22 protein-coding genes and 1 tRNA gene are annotated in these 19,128 nt (G+C 60.6%); 8 read left to right on the plus strand and 15 right to left on the minus strand.

The window, feature by feature from the left end; all coding sequences use genetic code 11:
• Positions 1-4 precede the first annotated feature (4 nt).
• Positions 5-748: a cytochrome c biogenesis CcdA family protein gene (locus tag AB8B02_RS14555; RefSeq protein ID WP_320444732.1), complete on the minus strand. Its 744-nt coding sequence runs from the start codon at positions 746-748 to the stop codon at positions 5-7.
• A 79-nt stretch (positions 749-827) separates the two neighbouring features.
• On the opposite strand from AB8B02_RS14555, the gene AB8B02_RS14560 reads away from it, so the two are divergent.
• The 3 genes from AB8B02_RS14560 to AB8B02_RS14570 all read left to right on the plus strand — a co-directional run bounded on the left by AB8B02_RS14560 (position 828) and on the right by AB8B02_RS14570 (position 2,791).
• Positions 828-1,199, plus strand: a complete 372-nt coding sequence (locus AB8B02_RS14560) for a thioredoxin fold domain-containing protein (protein ID WP_439064260.1) — start codon at positions 828-830, stop codon at positions 1,197-1,199.
• Between the two features lie 35 nt (positions 1,200-1,234).
• A complete protein-coding gene (locus AB8B02_RS14565) occupies positions 1,235-1,612 on the plus strand; it encodes an ArsR/SmtB family transcription factor (protein WP_068731992.1) in 378 nt (125 codons plus the stop codon).
• A 69-nt stretch (positions 1,613-1,681) separates the two neighbouring features.
• Positions 1,682-2,791, plus strand: coding sequence for a YeeE/YedE family protein (locus AB8B02_RS14570; protein ID WP_439064261.1), 1,110 nt, complete (start codon positions 1,682-1,684; stop codon positions 2,789-2,791).
• A 67-nt stretch (positions 2,792-2,858) separates the two neighbouring features.
• Here the strand turns inward: AB8B02_RS14570 and AB8B02_RS14575 are convergent, their stop codons facing one another.
• The 3 genes from AB8B02_RS14575 to AB8B02_RS14585 form a co-directional block, all read right to left on the minus strand.
• Positions 2,859-3,311 (minus strand): DsrE family protein, encoded by a 453-nt coding sequence (locus AB8B02_RS14575; protein WP_184518027.1) that lies wholly within the window; start codon positions 3,309-3,311, stop codon positions 2,859-2,861.
• A 30-nt stretch (positions 3,312-3,341) separates the two neighbouring features.
• Positions 3,342-3,818 carry a DsrE family protein gene (locus AB8B02_RS14580; protein ID WP_439064262.1) on the minus strand — a complete coding sequence of 159 codons (477 nt, stop codon included), beginning with the start codon at positions 3,816-3,818 and terminating at the stop codon, positions 3,342-3,344.
• A gap of 88 nt (positions 3,819-3,906) precedes the next feature.
• Complete coding sequence (locus AB8B02_RS14585; RefSeq protein WP_439064263.1) at positions 3,907-4,956, minus strand: YeeE/YedE family protein; 1,050 nt, start codon at positions 4,954-4,956, stop codon at positions 3,907-3,909.
• A gap of 1,102 nt (positions 4,957-6,058) precedes the next feature.
• On the opposite strand from AB8B02_RS14585, the gene AB8B02_RS14590 reads away from it, so the two are divergent.
• Positions 6,059-6,424 (plus strand): hypothetical protein, encoded by a 366-nt coding sequence (locus tag AB8B02_RS14590; RefSeq protein ID WP_439064264.1) that lies wholly within the window; start codon positions 6,059-6,061, stop codon positions 6,422-6,424.
• Positions 6,425-6,905: 481 nt separating this feature from the next.
• Here AB8B02_RS14590 and AB8B02_RS14595 read toward each other — a convergent pair.
• Positions 6,906-6,991: transfer RNA gene (locus AB8B02_RS14595), tRNA-Tyr, on the minus strand.
• A gap of 245 nt (positions 6,992-7,236) precedes the next feature.
• On the opposite strand from AB8B02_RS14595, the gene rlmB reads away from it, so the two are divergent.
• Positions 7,237-8,088 (plus strand): 23S rRNA (guanosine(2251)-2'-O)-methyltransferase RlmB, encoded by an 852-nt coding sequence (gene rlmB / locus AB8B02_RS14600; protein WP_439064265.1) that lies wholly within the window; start codon positions 7,237-7,239, stop codon positions 8,086-8,088.
• A 124-nt stretch (positions 8,089-8,212) separates the two neighbouring features.
• On the opposite strand, the gene AB8B02_RS14605 is transcribed toward rlmB, so the two are convergent.
• Positions 8,213-8,875 (minus strand): hypothetical protein, encoded by a 663-nt coding sequence (locus AB8B02_RS14605; RefSeq protein WP_439064266.1) that lies wholly within the window; start codon positions 8,873-8,875, stop codon positions 8,213-8,215.
• A 50-nt stretch (positions 8,876-8,925) separates the two neighbouring features.
• Positions 8,926-9,351, minus strand: a complete 426-nt coding sequence (locus AB8B02_RS14610) for a hypothetical protein (protein WP_184518042.1) — start codon at positions 9,349-9,351, stop codon at positions 8,926-8,928.
• Positions 9,352-9,641: 290 nt separating this feature from the next.
• On the opposite strand from AB8B02_RS14610, the gene AB8B02_RS14615 reads away from it, so the two are divergent.
• Complete coding sequence (locus tag AB8B02_RS14615) at positions 9,642-9,905, plus strand: hypothetical protein (RefSeq protein WP_093762074.1); 264 nt, start codon at positions 9,642-9,644, stop codon at positions 9,903-9,905.
• A gap of 93 nt (positions 9,906-9,998) precedes the next feature.
• Positions 9,999-10,202, plus strand: coding sequence for a hypothetical protein (locus AB8B02_RS14620; RefSeq protein WP_439064267.1), 204 nt, complete (start codon positions 9,999-10,001; stop codon positions 10,200-10,202).
• 9 nt (positions 10,203-10,211) lie between these two features.
• On the opposite strand, the gene AB8B02_RS14625 is transcribed toward AB8B02_RS14620, so the two are convergent.
• On the minus strand, positions 10,212-10,433 hold the full coding sequence (locus AB8B02_RS14625; RefSeq protein WP_141137104.1) for a hypothetical protein: 222 nt from the start codon (positions 10,431-10,433) through the stop codon (positions 10,212-10,214).
• A gap of 475 nt (positions 10,434-10,908) precedes the next feature.
• On the opposite strand from AB8B02_RS14625, the gene AB8B02_RS14630 reads away from it, so the two are divergent.
• On the plus strand, positions 10,909-11,220 hold the full coding sequence (locus tag AB8B02_RS14630) for a hypothetical protein (RefSeq protein WP_184518050.1): 312 nt from the start codon (positions 10,909-10,911) through the stop codon (positions 11,218-11,220).
• Between the two features lie 984 nt (positions 11,221-12,204).
• Here AB8B02_RS14630 and eutC read toward each other — a convergent pair.
• From eutC to AB8B02_RS14665, 7 genes are read right to left on the minus strand one after another with little or no spacing between them, the layout of a single operon-like run.
• Positions 12,205-12,978 carry an ethanolamine ammonia-lyase subunit EutC gene (gene eutC / locus AB8B02_RS14635; RefSeq protein WP_439064268.1) on the minus strand — a complete coding sequence of 258 codons (774 nt, stop codon included), beginning with the start codon at positions 12,976-12,978 and terminating at the stop codon, positions 12,205-12,207.
• Between the two features lies 1 nt (position 12,979).
• Positions 12,980-14,371: an ethanolamine ammonia-lyase subunit EutB gene (locus AB8B02_RS14640; RefSeq protein ID WP_439064269.1), complete on the minus strand. Its 1,392-nt coding sequence runs from the start codon at positions 14,369-14,371 to the stop codon at positions 12,980-12,982.
• A 9-nt stretch (positions 14,372-14,380) separates the two neighbouring features.
• A complete protein-coding gene (hisN, locus tag AB8B02_RS14645; RefSeq protein WP_439064647.1) occupies positions 14,381-15,169 on the minus strand; it encodes a histidinol-phosphatase in 789 nt (262 codons plus the stop codon).
• The gene (locus AB8B02_RS14650) at positions 15,169-16,104 is read right to left on the minus strand and encodes a phosphotransferase (RefSeq protein WP_439064270.1); all 936 of its coding nucleotides are present in this window, start codon (positions 16,102-16,104) and stop codon (positions 15,169-15,171) included. The genes hisN and AB8B02_RS14650 overlap by 1 nt, the downstream gene beginning before the upstream one ends.
• 14 nt (positions 16,105-16,118) lie before the next feature.
• Positions 16,119-17,084 (minus strand): phosphotransferase family protein, encoded by a 966-nt coding sequence (locus AB8B02_RS14655; protein ID WP_439064271.1) that lies wholly within the window; start codon positions 17,082-17,084, stop codon positions 16,119-16,121.
• Position 17,085: 1 nt separating this feature from the next.
• Complete coding sequence (locus AB8B02_RS14660) at positions 17,086-18,372, minus strand: Zn-dependent hydrolase (protein WP_439064272.1); 1,287 nt, start codon at positions 18,370-18,372, stop codon at positions 17,086-17,088.
• Positions 18,365-19,126 (minus strand): DeoR/GlpR family DNA-binding transcription regulator, encoded by a 762-nt coding sequence (locus tag AB8B02_RS14665; RefSeq protein WP_116661694.1) that lies wholly within the window; start codon positions 19,124-19,126, stop codon positions 18,365-18,367. Before AB8B02_RS14665 ends, AB8B02_RS14660 begins: the two co-directional genes overlap by 8 nt.
• Positions 19,127-19,128: the final 2 nt, after the last annotated feature.

Below are 19,128 nucleotides of genomic sequence, written 5' to 3' on the forward strand. Positions count from 1 at the left end.
CACATCATCCGATCGTGCCGAAGGCCGGAAAGGTCTCCAGCATCCAACCTGAAATCCGCGGCATGGCACCAGTCAAAAACAGAACACCTGTCAGGACAAGGCCGGCGCCGATCACCTTCTCGATAGCCAGCATATGCTGACGCAGCCGCGCCATCAGCCGCATGAAAGGCCCCGAAAACAGCGAGGCCAGCATGAAGGGAATTCCAATCCCCATCGCATAGGCCGCAAGCAGAAGTGCGCCCTGCGCCGGCGCACCTTCCGCGCCTGCGACCATCAGAATGGCGGCCAGCACCGGACCAACGCATGGCGTCCAGCCGAAGGCGAAGGCGAGGCCGACCAGATAGGCGCCAAGAAAGCCCGCCGGTCTGCGCACCGCCTGAAAGCGCGCTTCGCGAAACAACAGCCCGATCCGGAAGACGCCGAGAAAGTGAAGTCCGAGAATGACGATCAGCAGACCGGCGATGACGGCCAGCGTATCGAAATAGGCCGTGATCGCCTTGCCGATCAGCGATGCCGATGCGCCCAAGGCGACGAAGACCGTGGCAAAACCCAGCACGAAAGCGAAGGACAACGCGACCACGCGTCCGTTCGGTCGCCAGCCGGCCTGACCACCGCGATCGTCGAGTTCGTCCAGACTGACGCCTGCCAGAAAGCAGAGATAGGGCGGCACCAGCGGCAGAACGCAGGGCGACAAGAACGACAACAGCCCTGCGCCCAGCGCACCAAGGAACGAGATTGAGGACACCACGGCGGATCCGGTTCTGGCATAAATATTCGAATTCGTGTATATGTAGCACATGACGTGGAAATTGCCTCTGAAAACCTCGTTGATCGCAACATTGTTGGTGATGACTGCGGCGCTGTCGCCGAGCATCGCTGATGCGTCCGAACTACTGATGTTCGAGCGCGATGGCTGCGTCTGGTGCGCGCGCTGGAATCGCGAGATCGCGCCGGTCTATGACAGGACCGACGAAGTCAAGCTTCTTCCGCTGCGCCGCATCGATATGGATCGCGACAAGTCGCCCGGCGTCGCACTGGCGTCGCCGGTGCGTTTCACGCCGACCTTTCTGATCGTGGACAATAACGGCCGCGAGATCGGCCGCATCACCGGTTACATGAACGACGAATCTTTCTGGAGCCTGCTCGGGAAGTATGCTGCCAGACTGACCAACTCACAGCCCAACGCCAATCGTTCCTGATCCTCTTCAAACATTCGCGGGACACGCACGCTGCCATGGCTTCTATCATCCCATCCGAACTCGAAGACGAACTGCGCGACGGTGCGGAATATTCCCCCGAACTCGACCAGTTGATGCGCAAGGCCCGCAAGGCCAGCAATTTCCTGAAAGCGATCTCGCACGAAAACCGCCTGCTCCTGCTGTGCCTTTTGGCTGAGCGCGAACGGTCGGTGTCCGAACTGGAGAACATCCTGTCGCTGCGGCAGTCAGCCGTGTCCCAGCAACTCGCGCGTCTGCGCTACGACGGCATGGTGGAGACCCGCCGCGACGGCAAGACGATCTATTACAGCCTGGCCAATGACGATGTGCGAAGCGTCATCTCGGTCATCTACGATATCTTCTGCGCCACGCCGGCGCCGACCAAGAAAAAATAACGCCGCCGATCTGGCAGGCGGAGGCGCGCGGCCCGTAAGGCCAGCGCACCTCACATCAGGAGGAAACCCATGCAGAACATGTCTGCCTGGTTATCGGCGCTGGCTGGATTTGCCATCGGCGCTGCTGCAGGGTTTGCCGTACGACGCGCGCGGCTTTGCACATTTGGCGCGATTGAAGATGCGTTGATGGGCGGTGACAATCGCCGCCTGAAGATCTTTGGGCTGGCGCTGGGTATCGCCGTGCTCGGCACGCAGGCGCTGATCCTGTCCGGCTTTCTCGCGCCCGAACACACCACTTACGTTCCCATTGCATTGCCCCTCATTGCGATCGTCATCGGCAGCATCATGTTCGGCACCGGCATGGCGATGGTCGGCACGTGCGGCTTCGGCTCGCTGGTCCGGCTCGGCACCGGCGATCTCAGGAGCCTGATCGTGATCCTCGTGCTGGGCGCGACGGCCTATGCCACTCTGCGCGGACTGTTCGCCGATCTCCGCATTGGCGTGCTTGAGCAGCTAGCGATCCGCATGCCGGACGGCATACGCTCCGACTTTGCATCGCTGCTGACGCAAGCGACCGGCCGCGATCTGCGCGTGCCGCTCGCCATCATTGTCGGCAGCGGCCTTTGTTGGCTGGCACTCAGCGACAAACGCCTGCGCCGCGCGCCGCGCCTGCTCACTGCCGGTATCGCACTCGGATTACTCACGATTGCCGGCTGGATTGTCACGGTGGGATTGAACGACGATTTCGCGGGTCCGCCGCGCCCGCAAAGCCTGACATTCGTGTCGACCATCGGAAAAGCACTGTATGCCGGGGTCCTGAATGTCGCGAACTTCGCCGATTTCGGCGTCGGCAGCGTGTTCGGCGTCATTGCCGGTGCATTGGCTGCAGCGTGGTTCGCGGCTGAACTCCGATGGGAAGCCTTCGACGACGATCACGAAATGCGCCGTCATCTTATCGGCGCGTGCCTGATGGGTGTCGGCGGCATTCTGGCGGGCGGCTGCACCATCGGTCAGGGCATCACCGCGGGATCGATGCTGGCGCTGTCCTGGCCGATTGCCGTCGGCGGCATGATGCTTGGCGCACGCATCGGCATTGCGATCCTGGTCGATGGCTCGCCACGCGACCTCATTCAGCGCAACTGGATGCTGCTGGCGCGGAAAGCGCCACCGTCCAAGTAGTCATAGCGTTTTCGAGCGAAGTGGAGACCGGTTCGCGTCAAGAAAACGCGTCAAAAAAAGCGAATCTTCAAGGCTTGAGGTAGCTCCAGCCGGCTTCCTGCAACTCAATCAGCCGAACCGCGCCCGATGGCACCACCGTCGCCTCGGATACGACACTGATAGCCTTGCCCTCGCGCTTCTCCATGCCCTCTTTGGTATTTCCGCAGGCGATGAATTTGACGCTGGACGGAAAGCTGGCATCGACGATCTGCTTGATGCGGTCCTTCACCGGCGAGGTGTCGTCGCGCAGCATGTGCAGACCTGGCCCATAAGTGACGATCTCGATCTGAACGTCCTCGCCCTTCGCCTTGTAGAATTCCATGACGTTTGTCGCGTTGTTCAAGGCCAGATTCATCAGGGCCGGATCGTTCTGATTGACCTGAATGGCGACGCGATGCTCCTTCGCGCCTGCTGCGTAAGCGGACAACGCGATCAGCGACAACAGGACGGCTCCGGCAATCGATCTCAACAATGATCGCATCTCGAAATTCCTTTTCAGGGACGTATAATTTCAGGGACGCACGATCGTGAAACCGCGCTCGGTCAAATCCAGCAAATGGCCGACGCCGACCTGCACTTCCACCGCATGCGGATTGATCGCCGGGCGCTTGCCGGTGTCGCGTTCGATCGTGTCCAGCGTGTTGCCGCAGACGCTGAAGCGCACGCCCTGGGTCACCAGACTATCGACCAGCGCGCGGTATTCGTTGGTGTCGCGCATCAGATCGATGCCGGGGCCGAAGGTGACCACCTCGACCGCCACCTTGTCCGGCCCATAGGCTTTCAGGAGATTGCTGGCGACGCTGAGAACGAGGCGTTCTTTCTTCGGATCGGAATCGGACAGCTGCAAGGCGATGAAATGCTCGGCGAAGGGCTTGTCAGGCGCGGCGGCGTCCTGCTTCGCGGGCCGTGTCTGCGCAGTGACCGGGCCCGTTGCAAATGACGTCAGCGCAAGGATCGACAGAAAGAAAAACAGTCCTCGCTTATTCATTGCGCACAAAACCTCTGACGATCAGGGGATTGATTAGCAATCGCCCTGCGCCAGCGCAATCAAACTAACGAAGCGGACTGGAGAGGATTTATTGCGTCGCAAACACAGGACGCAGTGCCAGGCCGCGGATCGCAACTGCAGCGCCCGCAAAGATACCAGCGGCCGCGACGAAGGATGGCAGCGCGAGCGTGGACACACCTGTCAGCCCCTGCCCGATCGAGCAGCCATAAGCCATCGCGCCGCCGATCCCCATCAGCGCCGCGCCGGCCATAGAGCGGCCGGTATGACGCGCAGAGGTGTAGCCCTCGAATTCAAACCGGCCTGTCAGCAGCGCGGTCAACAGACTGCCGACGAACACACCCGCCACCAGCGCGATGCCGAAATTCAGCGTCATGCCCGTCGACAGCATGATGAATTGCAGCGTATCGGCAGCCGGCGACACGAATGTCAGCGACGCCACCGGAATCGGATCGAACTCATCGGCACCAAGCCAACCGGTTGTCAGCCAGCCGGCGATCACCAGGAGGCCCATCACGAGACCCGCCGCGAGTTGCCCCGGCGAACGGCGGAACGCACGATGCGACAGCGCAAATACCAACAGCGCAACGCCGACAATCAAAGTTGCTACGACGCGCGCCGTTGCGTCAGGCAGGCCGAGCGTTCCGAACAGCGACGGGAGAGAATTCACCCCAGGCGTCGTCTGCGTCCATTGCAGGATCGACAGCCGCATCGGCGCGAGCAAGCCCTTCAAGGTCATCTGCGCCGTGACGCCGATGATCGCGATCACGACCAGCGATCTCAGATTTCCTTTGCCCAGCAACACCAGTGCACGGGACGCGCAGCCGTTCGACAGCACCATGCCCAAGCCGAACAACAGGCCGCCGACGAAGATCAAAGGCGCCGAGAATGACGGCTGCAGATAAAGCGACTTGGCGATCTCGACGATCCCAGCGCCGGCAATGAATTGTGTGCCAACAACCGCCACGGCAACCGCCAGCGCATAGCTGCGGATCTTGCGTCCATCGTCATGCGCCCACCAGTCGCGCAGGCTGCTCATGAGGCAGAACCCGCTCAGCAGACCGACCACGCCGAAAACGGCGCCAATCGCAAAACCCGCGATAACCGGGAGCGCAAACATCGAATGATCCGAACGTGATTTTGAGGTGATGACGCCGGATTACTACTGGCAGTTTCAGAACCGGTCCAGTTGGCGCATGATTTAAGGAGGAAGTTCTACGGACGATGAAAAACAGGAAACATAATTCCACCAGATCCCGGAATGCGATGCAGAATAACTATCGCTCTGGGAGCGGCAGAGATCGCCACACGCGTGTTTCGCACCCAATTTTCGAAACGGCATTTTCGATCTTGCCCAGCTCCGGGACCATTCGAACAGCAAGCGATCTGGATCACTGGGGCGAGCTTTGCGCTCCTGTTGCCAACCATTTCTTGGGTGGTGGCTGACGCGCAGTAAGGACGTGCGGGATTCAGCAGTCCTGGAATAGGAGAGATTACGTCAACTGCCGAATGCCAATGAAGGCTGCGACCGCTGCTACTGCCCAGAATATGCTCCCGACAATCCGCTCAGCTCGTTCCGAACGATCACGCAGACCCACGAACCTAAGTATATTTCGTCCTGTTGCCTTAACGATGACGTCGAGAACAATGTGGATTAAAATTCCTACGATTTGATCCATTCGGCCGTCGGGGTCCTGTCGCGGCGTGCGTGCAGCCAGGATAGGCATTGCCACAATATTCGCAATGCGGATGCCCTCCCCGCTCACGAATAAGGAACGCTTCTAACATGCACATGCTTCTAGGCATTTGGGTCATATTCTTCATTGTCGGGCTCGTGCCCGGCAGCATCTTCGGGTACTTGCTCGTGAAACTGCCTTTAGGATTTGGATGGCAAGCGCTCCTATCCGCATGTTTGGCAGCGCTCTCGGGGTACGTAATATCGTTGGTCGTCGTTCCAGCGGAGGCCGCGACGACAGATATTCACACTCGCAACATTGCGCTGTTTGCTCCACCAATTCTTCTGGCCACACTGGTGAGCATCTACTGGACTCGGAAAGAGGCCAAGCCGCCTCCGCGTTCCTGACCAGGAATGCGAGCGCCAATGAGAGGCATGATCACTGCGCATTCCGCAATGTTCCGGGAAAGGGAAACCAATTTTGGCGACTGGGTAGTTTGAACAGAAACACCTCCAAATCTGACCAACGGATCTTGGAGATGATTTTATGAAGCGACTGCTCGTTTTCACGATGTTGTTTCCGCCACTCGTGCTGTTCGTTTACATCTCAGCCGATCAGTTGTTGCGCGATGGTTTTCCCGACATCGGTTTCCTGGCGTGGCTGGTGGGAATTGCGTATGTGCTCGCCGTCATTCCTGCTTGGTTGACGGCAGGAGTGGACTGGGCGCTTTCCGGCCAGCCGCTTTACGTGCGGCTCATCGCGACGATGCCGGTGGCGGCTATCCTGGCCGAGCTTGTCGCAAGCTACATGGGCCAGCCATATTTCGATGTGTCCGTTGCGATAGCGGGAGCAGTTCCAGCCGCGGTGTGTTCGTGGCTGTCAGATAAACCAATGAGAAGCGTGCATGCGTGAGCAAGCTTAGCACCACCACGGGACCAATCTGCGCAAGTCTTGACGGGCACACGTGTTGACGCAGCCGTCCACCGCCAAGTTGTCTATTTTTATAGACAACACGCCAATGACTGCGGTAGCGTTTGCAAACCTTTCACAGCAATCACGGGGTGTGCTTCAGTCGTGGCCTACAGTATCTACGGGACCCCTCACGGGCAGCCTGAGAAGGTCTGCTACGGAACCGTACAGACCCTCGATCAGACGGCGAGCGAGCTACGGAAGCTGCGTGAAGCTGGCGTCTTGGACGTCTACGCTATTGGCTTCGATCCCGAGACCGCCAACCTGCGGAAGCCGCCGTCGGACCCCAAATCGAATTAGGCTGACGCGTTCGGAACCAGGCAAATATGCGCTGCTTGAAGCGAACAACACCGAAAATGGAATTGCTTACAGGATTGCCTGCAACCCGCCGCCCCGCAGGGCCAATTCGTCAATGATGTGAAAATGGTGGGGGAAGAAGGACTCGAACCTTCGAAGTCATAAGACGGCTGATTTACAGTCAGCTCCCTTTGCCACTCGGGACACTCCCCCGCCTGACGCCATCGGACCCAAGCCCAACAAGACCTTGGCCCAACACGGCAGTCCCACCGAATAAGTGGCTGGACGGCCATGGATGACGTTAAAACGCGCGCCCGTAAACGGGCTCCCGGTTGGCGCGTTTATGACGGAAGCCATGGGGCAAAGTCAACCGACCCTGGCAGGAATATCCCCCCTTCCCGACCTCTTTCCGGGGGCCCCAAATTGCCATTATTCGGCATGCGTGAGACAAGCCAGCCATGAGCGATCGAGAACGAAAACAGCGATTCCAGCGTGGACCTGACAAGGGACGCGACGGCCAAAGCAGTCAAAACCGGGATAAACCGCGCGATCAGGGCCGGCGGCCGCCCCGGCGGGGCCGGGAATCCGGCGGCGATGGCCCGGCCATTCTCTATGGCTGGCATACCGTCACCATGGCGCTGGCCAATCCGCAGCGGAAAATCCTCAAGCTGATTCTGACCGAGAACGCCGCCCGGCGCCTCGCGGAGGAGAAGATAGATACCCGCGTTGCCCCGGTGCTGGTCCGTCCGGACGAGATCGACCGCCGCCTTGGGCCCGACGCCGTCCATCAGGGCCTTTTGGCCGAGGTCGAGCCGCTGGAATCGCCGGATCTGGACAGCCTGTCCCAGGACGGCATCGTGCTGGTGCTCGACCAGATCACCGACCCGCATAATGTCGGCGCCATCCTGCGCTCGGCCGCGGCCTTCGCAGTCAAGGCGATCATCACCACGGCCCGGCACAGCCCGGAGGCCACCGGCGTGCTGGCGAAATCCGCCTCCGGTGCGTTGGAACTGGTGCCGATGATCACGGTGCCCAATCTGGCGCGGGCGCTGAATGAATTGAACGATCTCGGTTTCATGACCGTCGGTCTCGACAGCGAGGGCAGCGAGAACATCAGCGCGATCCAGCTGCAACAGCCGCTGGCGCTGGTGCTCGGTGCCGAAGGCAGCGGCTTGCGACGGCTGACGCGAGAGACCTGCAGCGTCGTCGCGCGGCTCGACATGCCCGGCGAGATCAAGAGCCTCAACGTGTCGAATGCCGCCGTGCTCGCGCTCTATGTCGGCGCCAGCAAGCTCGGACTGATGGGCTAGAGCGTTTTCGAGCGAAGTGGGTCCCGGTTCGCGTCAAGAAAACGCGTCAAAACAAGAATCCCTCTATCCAAAACGAAAACGCCCGCCCGCATTGCTGCGAGCGGGCGTTCGTCGTTCGATCAGATCAGTACGCGCGGCGATGCTGCTGCGACTGGTGATAACCACGCTGCGGTCCTGCGGCGCGCGGCGCATACATCACCTTCGGCGCGCCGTAGCGATGTGCCTGATGATAACCGGTGCGCGCCACATAGCTGCGCTGCGTAGTGCCGTAACGCGTGCGCGGCTGCATGCTGTAGCCGTAGCGATAGCTCGGGCGCGCACGATACTGGCTGCGCGACGGATAGCTGTAGATCGCCGGCGCGCGATAGGCCGGACCATAGGAGTAGTTCACCGGATTGGCATAGGGGCCGCCGTAATAGCCGCGACGATAGCCGTAACCGTAACCTTGACCGTAACCCTGGCCATAGCCGCGCCAGCCGATCGCAGTCTCCTGATAGGTCGGGACCGGAGCGAACATGCCCGGGCCGCTGAAGGTCGGGCCCTGGTTGGCGTAATAATACTGACGCGTCACCGGCGTCGGATCGGGCAGCCGCTCATAGGCGGCCACACCGGCGTAACCGTAACCGGCGCTATAGCCCTGTCCGCAGGGGCTGACATAGGCCTGACCGCAAGGCGAACAGCCGTTTGAGGTGAACAGGCCGCCGCCGCAGGCCATTGCAGGCGCTGCGCCGGCAGTGGCGGTGACAACGGCGAATGCCGCAACCCATTTTGAAATCGCGTTACGCATGAATACTCTCTCCTGTCGGGTGTCTTTTTTTGGTGTTGGTGATTGATCGGTCAGCGTCGGAATTCCGGCGGTGCGACGATGACCTCAGGTGGATTGAACGGCACTTCATTTTGCCGCTCCATCGGCGCGGATTTCGCCGACCAGTGCTCGTGGAAGCTCTCGGCCGGCTGCGGCAATTTGCGATTGGCCGGCGGCTCGATTTCCAAACGCCCGTAGCCGGGCTTGTGGCCGAGGCTCGGATAGTAGTGGCCGACATTCGGCACCGGATCGACGTAACGACCGCCATAGACTGTCGGTTGAATATGAATGCCGCGCTGCAAGCCCCAATCGCCTTCGATCACGCGATAGGACGCATCGACGCCGTTGATGATGATCGGCACGCCGGGACGACCGGGCACGACGATGTTGAAACCATCGGCGGCTGCAGCCGGAAGCGTGGTCGCGATCACGAAAAGCACTGCTGAAAGGGTTCGCATGGCCATGTCCTGCATCTCGGCGGTACGATATTCGAACGCCTGGCAGGATGGGTTAAGGGCGCGGTCTAAACTGCCGGTAAGCCTAACGCGCAAGCATCAGGCGAAGTTCAAATGCGCGGGATCGCAGCGTGGATTCGTTAACGCAACGCGCTCGCACGGCGATCTGATCCCGGTCGAAAGACGTCAAGCGCGCGCCGCACACATCTTGCGCGTTGCCTTGGCAACGTGGTCTGATCCCTTCAGCCGTCGTTGTCGCAGACATCTGCAGTCGTCATGTCCGGAGAGCCCCGATGAAGTTCCTCAGTGCAGCCATCATCCTGTCGACGCTGGTCGCGACCCCTGCTTTCGCGCGCCACTGGAAACATCATCACAGCGCCGAAACCTTCGTCTTTGCCGCACCCGGCCAGCCCTACCGGATCCAGTTCGGGCACAATTACGGTCCGGGTCTGCAGCCGGGCACCTTCGCCTATTACGACGGTCCCCTCGCCGCCCGCTGCAAGCAATCGGCCGCGGCCTATCGCGGCCAGGACGGCCGGGCGTATCCCTGCTTCTGATTAAGGTTCCACAGGCCGGTTGACGGGTGGGCAGATTGGCCACTGCGATCGAACTACTCAACCTCTGCCGCATTGCCGCGCCGGAGGTGGCACATGCCCTACGCGCTATTCGAAGACGACCAGAAGCTCAGCCAGGAATTCCCGACCGAGGAGGACGTCTGGCAACATGCCGACGAAGCCGGGCTCGTTGATGTTGTGGACGGCAAGACGGTGCTGGAGGACGGCTACACTATTCAACCGTGCAGCACCGAAGAGGACACGGGCAAGCCGATCGCGGTACCGTCGGCAGTGACCTAGGAACGACTCTCACAATCCTTGGTTGGAAGACTGAGCGTCCTGAGCGCAGGATGGACGTTCCGAAAGTCCTGCCACCTCTCCAGGGGTGGTGGGGCTTTTGCTGTCGTAGCCATTGGTATGCAGTAGCCGCACAAACTCATCCATGGACGCGTTCAGTCGCCTGGCGCGCTCTTCAGATTCGGGCGTTGAGGTGCTGCCGAAAAGCCGGGTGATGGATTCGCGAAAAGTCATGCGATTCCCCTTACTCATTGAGACGCGCTTTGGTCGCGCGAACGGCAAATTGGTTCAACTCGCCGCGGGGCTTATTTAACAGTTTAGCACACACGCCGCTTGACGGCGAATCACATGAAGGATTCTCTATCCCCGTTCAGGGAGGCGGAGATGGAAGACCACTTCACTCACCAGTATTTCAGCCGGCAGTGCTTCGAGCGACATCACGCACGCGAGGTTTTGGAGCGCGCCCTCTGCGCAGGCGCCCTACTCTTCGGCCTGACGGCCTCGTTCGCAGCCTGTCTGTTTATTTGATTATTTGACGCCCGTTCGCCTTCGGCGAACCTCCCACAGCCAGCCGCCCAAAGGCGTCAGCAGGCCGCTTGGAGACGCATTGGCGCTGACACGACGACGGAGCCAATTCTGCACTGTGCCCCGTTAGGCTTAACCCGCTGACGCGCTTGCACTAACGTCGCTCAATCTAAATGATGACGCCATGAGTTGGGTCGAAGAGCGCGATCGTTTAATCGCGGAGACATTGGCGTTTGTAAAAGAGGTCTCGGGCAACCAGCCCGAGCTGGCCGCGAAGTTGACCGTTGCGGTAGACGCCGAGATGAAAGCCGCTGAAAATCCGAAGCAGATCGTCCCGGAACCTGCGCAGCCGATGAAGCTGACTGATCTCCGGGAAGACATCCGCAATCGCGTTGCATCATTCAAGGCACGGCAACAGGAAATGCAGGACAAGCGGGAGGCCGATTATCAGGAGGTCATCGCAAAAGTCCGGGCTACCTTGGAACAACGTTCATAGGTTGAACCCACCGATGGCGAGCCGGTGCGAAAAGACCGTTTGGCCAGGTTATTGAAATGATGGTGCGCTTAGAGAGAGAAAGCTTGAACTTTCTGTTTGAGGTGCTTGAAGAGTGGGAGCGCCATCTCGCACAGCTCGCCCCTAGGGATCTGGAGTGCGATGGTGCGCATCTTCGACTATGAATTCAATGAGATAACGGCTGTCCGACGGTGAAGGTGGACAATCGGAAGTCCCCGCCGCCGTGCTCCTACAGCAGACATATGACGAGCGGCCGCAGTTGAGGGCCCAGACCTCAAACGGCTACGGAGGTGCCGGTCAACGAATTGGGTGAGCGGTTTCGGTCCGGGTTGCTGCGGCCGTCGCGGTCGTCATTGTCGTCCGCGGTGCTAGGACTCCCAGCTGATGCACAGAGGCCGTGGAGGTTGGCGCCGCCGACTGTTCCTGGACATTCGCGGCTCCCAGCACTCGAACTTGCACCGCCGATATCGGCAAATCCGCCGATTCATAGGTCGGCAACTCCGCAGCGAAGCCGGCAGTGCCACCCGAAATCGCGATCGCGGCGACGGCTGCGATCGATAAGGAAGTCATCTTCACTATTATTCTCCTCGTAGGATTCAATAAGCCAGCCTAGCCCCCTTTGCTGCATTGCAATAGATCATTGCTGCATTGCAACAATGCAGGTTCGCACATTGCGCCTTCCAGCCGGCTCTGGCGTCCCGCGCTAGCATCCGCTCGGCGCGGCCTCGCACGCCTCGGATCGAAGGCGCGATCCCCGGCTTAAGGGGGCAATATTGGGCTCTGACGCAATTTGGTGCAGGCGCATCACGGGGCGCCGATTAGTCGGGCTTGGAGCAAGTCGAGCTTGGCGCGTCCATACATCTGACTGACGCTTAACGAGCTTGAGCTTTGTTATCCGTCCCTCGGTCTGCCCGTTGGACCATGCCGATGTTATTGCAGCGCTGACGTCACGAGCGTTCCGGAAGGTCACCGCCCGTTCGCATCCGGACACGGCAAGACGTCGAGAGCCGCCTTCAGCCCGACGCCGCTGACACCGACTTTCAACATGTCGACCACCAACGATACGACCAGGTCGGTGGCATCCACAATGGCAAGGCCGCCATCCCGGACGTTGGAGATGCAGTTTCGCTTCGAATCCGGCGTGCCGATCGCGGGCGAATGGGTCAGGTAGATTCCGAGACTGTCGGCCGCCGAAAGGCCGGGACGTTCGCCTATGATCATGACTGACACCTTCGCGCCGATGATCGCCGCAATGGGATCTCCGATGGCGACGCGCGCCTGCGATGCCAGAACGATAGGCGCAATGGAAAGCTGCCGGGCCGACAGCCGTGCGACGATCGCCCTCGTCAGCGGCACCGCGTTGATGTCGATCGCGCTGGCGGAAAGGCCGTCGGCGAGAATGATCGCGACATCGCAGCCCGGCGTCATGCTTGCGAGCCGCTCTGCAACCTCGGCGGAGACAGTTCGGCCGAGATCGGGGCGACGGACATAGGTGGCACGATCGCCCGCCTTGCTGGCGACCTCGATGATACCCAGCCCGAGCTCATTCAGGCCGGCTTCGACCGAAGCCCAATCGACACTGGACCACACGGCCTGCCGTGCACGCGCGTGATCGAGCAGAAAGGACTGTGCCGCGCGTGTCGGCATGCCCGCTCCGAATCTGCCGAGAAGTACCCGTGCGTCCGTCATCTGCCGCAGATCGCGTGGCAGTGGGGATGTACGTTCTGGCTCCTTCGTCATGTCAGATCCCGAGTAATCTGGAATTCGCCATGTAGTCGGTCAACCGGGTTGGCGCGTCGATCAGGCGACCCGCCTCATCGGTCAAGCCGACCTCAACGAGCCAACGCTCGAACTCCGGCGCCGGCGGACGATTCAAGGTTTCCCGGCAATAAACGGCGTCGTGATGCGCGAGCGATTGATAGTTCAGCATCACGTCGTCGGCACCAGGCACCGTAATGACGAAATTGACATTGGCGGCGCAGAGCAGTGTGAGCAGCACATCCATATCTTCCTGGTCCGCATCCGCATGATTGGTGTAGCAGACGTCGACGCCCATCGGCAGGCCCAGCAGCTTGCCGCAGAAATGATCCTCGAGCCCGGCGCGGATGATCTGCTTGCCATTGAAGAGATATTCCGGGCCGATGAAGCCGACAACCGTGTTGACGAGCAGCGGATCGAACTCGCGCGCGACCGCATAGGCACGTACCTCCATCGTCTGCTGATCGACACCGAAATGCGCGTCGGCCGACATCGCCGTGCCCTGCCCCGTCTCGAAATACATCAGATGAGCATCCGCCGGACCACGCTTGAGGGCACGAACCGCCTCATAGGCCTCGCGCAACAGCGACAGACTGACGCCGAAGCCGTCATTCGCCTTTTGCGAACCGGCGACCGATTGGAACACGATATCCACCGGCGCCTTCGCGGCCATCGCCTTCATCGCTGTCGTCACGTGACCAAGGCAACAGGTCTGTGTCGGGATCGCTAGGCGCGTGCGCAATTCGTCGAGCAACGCGACGATGCGGACATAGTCCTCCACAGTATCGGTGGCCGGGTTGACCCCGATCACGGCATCGCCGGAACCCATCAGCAGCCCGTCGAGCGCCGATGCAGCGATGCCATAGGAGTCGTCGACGGGATGATTGGGTTGGTTGCGCGTGGATAGCCGTCCTTTCAGCCCGATGGTCGAACGAAATTTAGTGACGACCTCGCGCTTCGACGCGACCGAAATCAGATCCTGCAGGCGCATGATCTTGGACACTGCCGCGACCATTTCCGGCGTCAGGCCGAGTGTCAGATCCTCAAGTTGCTGCTGGGCGGTTTTGGGGGCGAGCAGCCATTCCCGGAACTCGCCGACGGTCAACGACGAGACGGCGGCGAAGGCAATCGGATCGTGCCTGTCCTGAATCAAACGCGAGACCTCGTCGGTCTCCGGCGGGATCAGCTCTTCAGTCAGGAATGTTTTGAGAGGCAGATCGGCCAGCGCGATCTGAGCTGCCAGCCGCTCCACCGGCCCGTCCGCGGCAATGCCGGCGAGCTGATCACCCGATCGCTCGGGCGTCGCCTTCGCCATCAGATCCTTTAGATCGTTGAAGCGGAAGACGGTGCCTTCGATAGTGGTTTTGTAAGGCATTTTCACTCGTTACCGCCGGATGAAGGCCAGCGCTTCCGCATGCAGCGCGGGTGTCGCGCTCGCCAGCACGCGCCCGTCCGAGCGGAGGGACAGTGGACACCCCTCCCAATCGGTCATGCAACCACCCGCACCTTGCACGACAGGAACCAGTGCCATGTAATCATAGGGGTGAAGCCCCGTTTCCAGAACGATGTCGCAATGCCCTGAGGCAAGCAATCCATAGATATAGCAGTCGCCACCAAAGCGACGCAGCCTCGTGCTCCGCGACAGTCGCTCATAGGTCTCGGCTTCCCCGTCGTGGAACATATCCGGTGACGTGGTGTAGAAGCGTGCCTCAGCAATCCGCTCGCAAGAGCTGGTCCGCGCCGCTTCGCCGTTGCAGTTGGTCAGTCCCGGCCTGGCGTTCCATCTCTCCCCCGTAAAGGGAATGTCGATCACTCCGCAGAACGGCTTCTCTTCATGAGAGAGCGCTATCAACGTCCCGAAAAGCGGGAAACCCGTGATGAAACTCTTGGTCCCGTCGATCGGGTCGATGATCCAGTTAAAGGCGCCGCGCGGCGTGCCGCCGGTTTCCTCGCCGATGATCCCGTGATCCGGAAAGCGCTGCTGGATCCTTTCTCTCAAATGCAGCTCGGCCGCGCGATCGGCGACCGTCACCGGACTGTCGTCAGGTTTGGAGATGACGTCCAGCGGACTGCGGAAATGCGACAGCAGAAGCGGTCGCACCGAATCCGCGAGTTCGGTGGCAAAAGCGAGATAGGCGTCGGCATCGTCTGCCACCAGGGCGTCCTCGAACATCAAAGTGCCTTCAGAAACGACGGCCATCGTGGATCCTGGATGATGGAGCGGGCGCGCATGTGTTTCCAGATCCCATACTTGTAGAAATCGAAATCCAGCGTCGAGACGCGATTCTGCACCATCGCCCAGGTGCTCCATTTGATGTCGGCGAGCGCCTTGTGAATCACGAAGCGTGCGTGCAGCCGCCGGTCGAAACGGCCGAAATAGGCTTCGATGATCTCCTGTTCGACATCCTCCGGAAAGAAGTGCTCGCTGCTCCAGATCGCAAGATCGTAGAGCCGTTCATTGTTTGAGGCATATTCGAAGTCAATCAGCTTGACCGATCCGTCATCGCCAACCAGGAAGTTGCCTGGCATGGGATCGTTGAAACATGGCACGAGATCCAGCCCCGATGCGTCCAGTGCTGCACGCGCCTGCTGATATTGACGATAGAGCCAAGTGTGATCCTCTGGCCAGTAGCCGCCGAGCTGCCTGACCTGATCATAGTGTTCATCGATCATGTCGAACACGGTCTTCGTCAATGGGAGCGGTTGAGCCCGGTGGAAGCGACGATAGATCTGCACCACGTTGGTGCGAAAACCCTGATCCACGGCATCGCGATGGGTCGATGCGCGGCGATCATCGAGGAATTCCGACACTTCGATGTCTAGATGATCGAGATAATCGAAAGTGCGCGGTCCGATATCGATCGCCTCCGCCTGCTTGCTCGCCGCCCGCGCGGCGTTGCGATCGATGAACATCTCCGTGCCGCGGCCGGGAATCTTGACGAAGTAGCCGACCGGATCGTCCTCGACCCTCACACAGAAATTGATGTTGCTGATTCCACCGGAGACCGGCGCGTAGGACAGGCGGCGCCCCTTCCAATGGGCGACCTGAATGATAGCCGCTTCGAGCGACCGTTCGGCATCCGATGTGCCAGCGCCTACTTCCATCATGGTTCTCGTCTCGCCTAGAGGGATCGCAAGCGCTGCCCGAAACCGGGATTCCCCAGCAGCATCCGGCAGCGCAGAAAACGCCAGCCCGCATATTTCAGGAATTCGACGCTGCGCAGCGGCGATCGAGCATGCTGCAGCAGACTGCGCAGCGCCCAGTACAGGTCGTCGGCAGCAGCATAGATCCGGCAACGACTGAAGGCTGTTTCGCTGAAATGCCCGTCATGCATTTCCAGCAGCGGCTTCATTTGGCTCTCGAACTGATAGAGCTCGTTCATCTGAACGCCGAGCTGATAATAGGGATCCATGTCGGCCGCCATGTCGAAATCCACCAGTATGATTGATCCATCCGGATCCAGCATCACATTGGAGGAATGCGGATCGCCATGTGCCGGCTTGTCGGTGACGCCCGCTGCGGAGATCGCCTCTCGCATCGCCGCCATCCATTCCAGCATCCAGTCCGTGTCAGCAGGCAGGTTCTCACCACTCTGCACGACGAGCGTTTTCAGCCTGTCGATGCCGTCGAACACCGACCATGACCGCCCGAATGGCGCGCCCGCCGCGATGGTTTTCTGCATCTCGATCAACCGGGTTGTCATCGGCGGCTGCATCAAGTCGTCGATCTTGGCCGCACGCCAGCCGTTTCCGAGTCGAGCAAAAAGCACCGCGCGCTGCTCGGCTGCACGTCCGACTGGTTCCGGCGAAAACGCGAGATCATTGAGCCTGCCTGCAGCGGCGAACGCGACATCGTCATCGACCAGCTCAGCCACTTCGTCATTTGCCAGGCGCAGGAAGTAGCTTGGTTCTGCGCCGCCGATCGCGACATCAAACGACTGCGACTCGACAGCCTGATAGGACGGCGACGCTACCGGCGACGTGCAGGCGACATAAGTCACCCGCGATGCATCGAGCACCGGAAGACTCACGATTGCACGTTCCACGCGTTGTTCGAGCAGAGAAACCGGATTCCCGAGCGCCTTCATGTCATGCCCCGTCCGTGTTGCCGAAGCTTTGCAGACCCTTGCAGGCGATCTCGTAGAGCATGTCCGCGAGGACCCGCGTGCCGAAGGCCTGATCCGCGGCGCTGGTGAATTCGGTGGGGTGATGAATGACGCCATCGCGCGAACGCACGGCCATCACGATGGACGGACAGACGGCCGATAGCGCAACGGCGTCGTGTCCGCCGATCGTATCCAGCGAACGCGCGGTCTCTCCGTGTGTTGCGGCCATCCGCTCGGCCAGCGCGATCAGCCCTGCATCGAAGCGGCCGGCCTTGCGACGATCAATTGCGCGAACCTCGTAGGCGACGCTGGCATTTGCCGCCGCCACCTCGATCCGGGCCAGCATCTTGGTTTCGGCTTCGGCGAGAATCTCCGGCGAGCCAGAGCGCAGCTCAATGAACAGAACGGCCTCCGACGGCACGGTGTTCGGTGAATTGGGAAATACTTCGAGCCGCCCGACGGAGGTGTGCAGGTCGAGGCCGTGCTCGCGCGAGATCTGCTTGAGATCGGCGATCAGATAGGCGGCTGCAAGCACCGCGTCCTTGCGTTCCGCCATCGGCGTCGCGCCCGTATGAGCCTGTCGGCCGAGAAATGCGAGGCGATATTTGGTAGCGCCCCAGAACCGGGTGAAGACACCAAACTTCTCTCCGGACTGAAACAGTGCCTTGTCACCCTCGATGTGAAGCTCGATCAAAGCGCTTGGCACGGCAATTTTGCTCGTGCCTGCATATCCGATTTCTACGAGCGACTGCCGCACCGAAATGCCGTCGCCGTCGACGCGGTCGAGCGCCCAATCAAGTTCAGCTGCGCCAGCGAACACGCTGCTACCGAGCAAGCTCGGCTGGAAACGAGCGCCCTCTTCGTTGGTCCAGTTCACCACCTGAAAATTGCAGAGCGACGACTTACCCTCGGCCTTGAGGCGCTGTGACACGGCGAGAACGGCCTCGCAGGCTGACACCACGCCGAGCGCGCCATCAAATCGACCGCCATTGGGCTGGCTGTCGATATGCGACCCGACCATGACCACCGGCGCATTTGCGCCTGCCAATATCAGGCTGCCGAACTGGTTGCCGATCGCATCGACCGCCTGTGTGAAGCCCTGAGCGGAAAACCAGCCCGCGAGCCAGTCCCGCGCCGCGCCATCCTCTTTCGACAATGTCAGCCGCGTCATGGCGCCGTCCGGTCCACCGCCGAAGACCGACAGTTCGTCCATCATCGCCTGCAGGCGGGCTTCGTCGATCGGTGCGTGGTCAGAGAGGGTGTCAGGCATAGATGATGTCCACTTTGGATTTCAGAAACTGGCTGGCGAAGTCCTTGGTCAGCGGTGCCCCGGTGATCACCGCATGCACATCCGAAAGGCCGAATGTGTGGATCGAACCGATGCGCCCGAATTTCGAACTGTCGGCGACGATGACGGCGCGCTTGGCCTGTGTGCGCGCAATCCGGCGGATGATCGCCTCGTCCTCGCCGTAGTCCATGAAGCCGCGCTCGGCATGCACCGCGCTGATGGCGATGATGGCGAGATCGAAGAAATGGTCCTTCATCGCGGCCACCGTCTCCGGTCCGAACGTCGCCTGGTATTCGGTCCGCAGTCGGCCGCCGAGCACGCGCACGCTGGGCGTCGGCTCCCGGTAGAAGTGGGCTGCGACAGCCAGTGAATTGCTGACGATGGTAAGATCCTTGCGTCCCTCGATATAGCGCAGGCAGGCGAGAGCCGTCGTTCCCTCGTCAATGAAGACCTTCATGCCGTGCTCAATCAGCGCTGCGGTGGCTTCGCCGATGCGTGCCTTCTCCTTGGCGCCTACCCGCAGACGTTCCGCAAACGGCTGATCGCTTTCCTGCCGATCGATGACGGCGCCGCCGTAAACCCGGCGGGCAAAACCCTGCGTCTCGAGCTCCCTGAGATCCCGCCTGATCGACTCGTGGCTGACCCTGAGTTGATCGACGAGATCCTTGACGTGAACACGTTGCTTGTGACGCAGCATTTCGCGGATCAATTCCAGGCGATGCTCCGTGAAACTCATGG

Source organism: Tardiphaga sp. 862_B3_N4_1, assembly GCF_051811085.1.
GTDB lineage: Bacteria > Pseudomonadota > Alphaproteobacteria > Rhizobiales > Xanthobacteraceae > Tardiphaga > Tardiphaga robiniae.